General features: G+C 47.9%; 5 protein-coding genes. 1 reads left to right on the forward strand and 4 read right to left on the reverse strand.

Translation table 11 applies throughout. The features are described from left to right. A partial coding sequence (locus tag PF479_RS09290) for a heparan-alpha-glucosaminide N-acetyltransferase domain-containing protein (RefSeq protein WP_298005357.1) occupies positions 1 to 822 on the forward strand: 822 nt, incomplete at its 5' end. A 3-nt stretch (positions 823 to 825) separates the two neighbouring features. Here the strand turns inward: PF479_RS09290 and PF479_RS09295 are convergent. From PF479_RS09295 to PF479_RS09310, 4 genes are all read right to left on the reverse strand, one after another. Beyond that, positions 826 to 1,569, reverse strand: coding sequence for a helix-turn-helix transcriptional regulator (locus PF479_RS09295; protein ID WP_298005359.1), 744 nt, complete (start codon positions 1,567 to 1,569; stop codon positions 826 to 828). A 384-nt stretch (positions 1,570 to 1,953) separates the two neighbouring features. Beyond that, positions 1,954 to 2,094, reverse strand: a complete 141-nt coding sequence (locus tag PF479_RS09300; RefSeq protein ID WP_298005362.1) for a hypothetical protein — start codon at positions 2,092 to 2,094, stop codon at positions 1,954 to 1,956. Beyond that, positions 2,091 to 3,686, reverse strand: a complete 1,596-nt coding sequence (locus PF479_RS09305) for an acyl-CoA carboxylase subunit beta (RefSeq protein ID WP_298005364.1) — start codon at positions 3,684 to 3,686, stop codon at positions 2,091 to 2,093. Before PF479_RS09305 ends, PF479_RS09300 begins: the two co-directional genes overlap by 4 nt. Beyond that, on the reverse strand, positions 3,661 to 4,687 hold a 1,027-nt coding region (locus tag PF479_RS09310), incomplete at its 5' end, for an aldehyde dehydrogenase family protein (protein ID WP_298005368.1). The genes PF479_RS09305 and PF479_RS09310, both read right to left, overlap by 26 nt.

Genomic DNA, 4,687 nt, shown 5'->3' on the forward strand with positions numbered 1-4,687 from the left:
GGACTTCTCCTCCTCCTTCTCGGGTACGGACTGAACCTGGTCAAAGGATTTCTCCCCATAACAATTGCCAGAAATATTTTGGGTTGGAATGAATCCTTACTCCCCTCTCTCTATACACCCTATTACCTGATATTCAATGTGGAAATTCTAATGATGGCAGGATTATCATATATTGCGATGGGATGGATTTCTTCTCTAACGACCCGCCCTGTAGCAATACTTCTAATGGCTCTGACTGTAGTGATCGTTTCTCCTTTCTTATGGGGAAGAGGAGAAGAGATTCCCCTACTGAAACATCTACTAAATCCGGTATGGGGGGGAGATCCTGATTTGGTAATCTTTCCCTTTTTTCCCTGGTTTTCATATCCCCTCCTAGGGATGGCTGCCGGGGAAATTTACAAAAGGGATTATGAGGTAAAAAGGCTTAGAAATATCAGTCTGATGGCAGGATCAGCCTTGCTTTTAATAGGCGGCCTGATGCTCTTTATCAATTTCGAACGATTCTTTCATGATTACGGTCAGCAGAGCTGGGGAGCGGTAATTGCATTCTCTGGATTTCTTTTTCTTTGGGGAAACCTGATCTATCTGATTCAGAGAATATACCCGGGGGGAATGAAAACAGGTCTTCTGAAGTTTTTCAGCCGAAAACTGACTCTGATTTACTGTCTGCAGTGGATTATCATCGGCTGGTTGTTTTTCCTCATTCCCTTTCATTCCCTGTCCATGGGATTAGTGCTTCTGACCTCTTTAGGTGTAATTCTCACACTTTGGGGCACTCTCTTTGTGATAGATCGAATTAATTTAAGAAAAGCTGCTGCTTAAATACTATTTCCATTGATTCAGTATCCAAAGCAGTTCTACTCTGCTTTGGATACCCGTTTTTTTATAGATATTGTAAATATGATTTTTAACCGTTTTGGGTGAAATTTGGAGTTCAAAGGCAACTTCCTTACTAGTCATTCCCCGGATAATCATTTTAATGATGTCCTGTTCTCTCTCTGTAATCCTGAAATGTTCAAGATAAGCTCCTGGAATATCCTGCCTGGGCAAACCCTTCCCTTCTTTTGTTTCATAATGGGATAGGGCAAATAGATGGAAAACATTCCATAGGATATAAAAAAATAGTAGAGCCACTGAGACATTAGAAAACCTTCTGAACTGATACCAGCTTGGAAAAAAATAATCCAGTAGGAAGAAGGGAAGAAACAGAAGAATAAAAGGGACGAACAAGGTACAATACTTCTTGATTTTCTGAGAGATTATATCTTCCCTTTGAAAAATGAGAATTCCTATAGAAAAAAACATCCATAGGGTAAAGAGTATTTCTGAAATCAGAAGCAAGGTCCCCCCCTCTATCAGCAAGTACAGGAGAGCCGGTAGAACGACGGATAGAGATGCTAGAATGGGAAGGAATCGGGTATAGAATCTTCCAAAATGGTTGATAAGACGGAAGATTACTGGGAGTAGAATCAGACAGATCAATCCCTCCAGGATTTTGTATATGGCTATACTAAATATAGAGTTGGTATACAATCCTGATAATTGGCTGACCGTACCGTATATTTCCAAAATTTCAGTCCAATACAGAGCATGTAGAGCCAATAGAAATAAAGAATAATTTTTTAATAGGATAGAGCTTTTCTGTCGGGATCTAAAAAAGAAGAGGATCAATACAAAAAATCCCAGAAGAGCTCCAAGAGAATAAAACAGTAAAAAAATATGATCCATATTATTGCAATATTATACGAGTTCCGCTAACTCCTCACAATGATTAATATTAAGAAAATAATAAAAGACGGGCCCCCTGCTGTCGGGATCGTTCCTCAGCAAGCCTGGGGGACGACTCTATTAAGAGCCTGGTCCCACAGGGAGACGCCCTACTTTGTTTATAATTAAAAAAGCCTGACCCCCGGGAAGGGATCAGGCAGGACTCAACAGAAAAAGAGTTATCCCTTACTTCTTCCGCCGGGTCCAGACAGAAGCATCTGAATACACCCCCGGCACATGGTCGGGACTGTATCTGACAACAGATGCAGCTTCAGCAAAACTAATCTTCTTATTTTCCAGACGTCTTTGTCTTCTTTTGTTCATCATAAGGGCATATTCCCATGTTTTTTCTGCGGCAGCTTTTCGCTTTTATCCGCGATCATTTCCAGAGACCTGATCAGCTCTTTCCTCACCGATTCGGGAGCCACCACATCATCCACAATACCCAGGGACGCCGCAGAAAAGGGATTCATAAACTTTTCCTGGTACTCATGCATCTTGATCTCTCTGATCAGATCATGATCCTTGGCGGCCTTGATCTCATTTCTGAAGATAATGTTCGCCGCCCCGGAGGCACCCATGACCGCAATTTCGGCGATAGGAAGAGCCAGGACCCGATCGTACCCCAGGGCCTTGGAGGCCATGCCGATATAGGCTCCCCCATAGGCTTTTCGGAGGACCAGAGAAACTTTAGGCACCGTGGCTTCGGCTATGGCATAGAGCAGTTTAGCCCCATGCCTGATAATGCCTGCATGTTCCTGCTCCGTTCCCGGCATATACCCCGGTACGTCGACCAGAGAGATGACGGGTATGCCGAAGGCATCGCAGAAGCGAATGAAACGGGCCGCCTTATCAGAGGAGTTTTTGTCCAATGCCCCCGCAAAAACCATGGGCTGGTTACCGATAATGCCTACTGAACGACCGGCCAAACGGGCAAAGCCCACAACCATGCTGGTGGCAAAGTATTGATGGACTTCCAGAAATCCGCCGTCCTTGTCAAACAGAAGGGCAATAATATCCCGGATGTCATAGGGCTTGGAGGACTGCCCGGGGATGATCTGCAGGATATCACTGCTGTCACGGTTCGGGTCATCCTGACTGTCCCTCCGGGGAGGTTCTTCCTTGTTGGAAGAAGGAATGTAGGATAACAGATTTCTCAGAGTATCCATACATTCTTCTTCGGACTTGCAGTTAAAATGGGCGTTGCCGCTCTTCCTGTTATGAGCCTCCGCTCCCCCCAGGACTTCATGGCTGACATTCTCTCCGGTCACCGCCTTGATGACCTCGGGACCGGTGATATACATATGGCTGGTTTTATCCACCATAAAAACAAAGTCCGTCAAAGCCGGCGAATAGGCGGCCCCCCCCGCACAGGGTCCCATGATCAGCGAGATCTGGGGAATAACCCCGGAGGCCAGGATATTGCCCCGAAAGATACTGCCGTATCCTTCCAGTGACATGACGCCTTCCTGGATTCTGGCTCCCCCGGAGTCATTGATTTGAACAAAGGGCTTCCCCGTCTTCAGAGCCATGTTCAGGGTTCCGGCAATCTTGGAGGCATGCTGTTCACCCAGCGAACCGCCCAGGACGGTGAAGTCCTGGCTGGACAACCAGATCTGGCGACTCTCCACGAGAGCACTGCCAGTGATGACGCCGTCCCCGCTGATTTTCTTGCTGTCCATGCCGAAGTCATCGATACGGCTCAGTTCATAGGGCTGGTTCTCGACAAAACTGCCGCCGTCCACCAGGTACTGTATCCGTTCCCGGGCTGTTTTTTTCCCCTTGGCTTTCTGCCTGGCCTGACGGTCTTTCCCGCCACCGTCCAGCATGGATGCTCTCATCTTAGCCAGGAGAGCCAGGCTCTCCCTGTGTGATCTGGGAAGTTCCGGGGTCTTACCGACCTTCTCGGATGTTTTCACTGAACAACTCCTCATCAGAAGGCTGACGGCTGGGAATAGGAGAAGAAACCCAGGTTGTATTCATAAGATGCTTCCAGGTGATGTTCTCACTGGAAATATTTCCTCCCCATGAACCGCAGCCCAGGGTCAGGGTCATAGGCATGGCATTCGTCCAGGCTCCGCTGTTGGCGAGGCACTGGGGCTGATTAACCATGACTCTGGCAACATTAACTTTTTCAGAGAGCTGCATGATCCGTTCTTTTTTAGTGGTATGGATACCGCAGGAGTGTCCCGCACCGGAAAAGTTGGTAATGTCATTAACCATCTGTACGGCCTGATCAAAACTTTTCCATTTGTAGATGGCTGTCACAACAGACAGTTTTTCACCGGAGAAAGGATAGTCCGGGCCGATTCCGTTCTCTTCTACAAAGAAGAAGCTCCGGTCTTCGGGAAGATCGATCCCGGCGATCCCGGCGATCTTGGCAGCAGGCTGGGCAACGATATCTCGGTTAAGATGCACAGCGTCGGGCCAGAGGGCCTTCTGGAGTTTCTCTTTTTCACCCGCATCACAGAGGTAGCCGCCGGCATCCTGCAGTGCTGCGAGGAATTTGCTGTAGATCGTATCCTGAGCCAGACAGGCGTTCTCGGTGGAACAGCTTGTGGCCTGGTCAAAAGTCTTGGATCTTTTGATTTTGTCGGCCACATCGACCATATCCTGTGTGTCATCTACGATGGTGACGGCATTCCCTGCACCCACACCATAGGCAGGAGTTCCGCTGGAGTATGCGGCGCTGACAAGGCCTCCCCCGCCGGTGGCGAGGATCAGGTCACACTCCTTCATCAGGTCCTGGGAGTTTTCCATGGTGACTTCATCCACATGAAGGATCAGATCGGCCGGGTATCCGCCGGCTTCCAGAGCCTCTCTCATTTTATTAACTACCATTTCATTGGTTTTTCTGGCTCTGGGATGGGGCGCCAGGATGATGGCGTTCCGGGTCTTGATGGCACTCATGGCCTTAAGA

It is taken from the genome of Oceanispirochaeta sp. (assembly GCF_027859075.1).
In the GTDB taxonomy this organism is placed as follows: Bacteria; Spirochaetota; Spirochaetia; order DSM-2461; family DSM-2461; genus Oceanispirochaeta.

Excerpts from the sequence above, each read along its gene's own strand:
- PF479_RS09300 (WP_298005362.1), bottom strand. The coding sequence starts at position 2,094 with ATGATGAACAAAAGAAGACAAAGACGTCTGGAAAATAAGAAGATTAGT.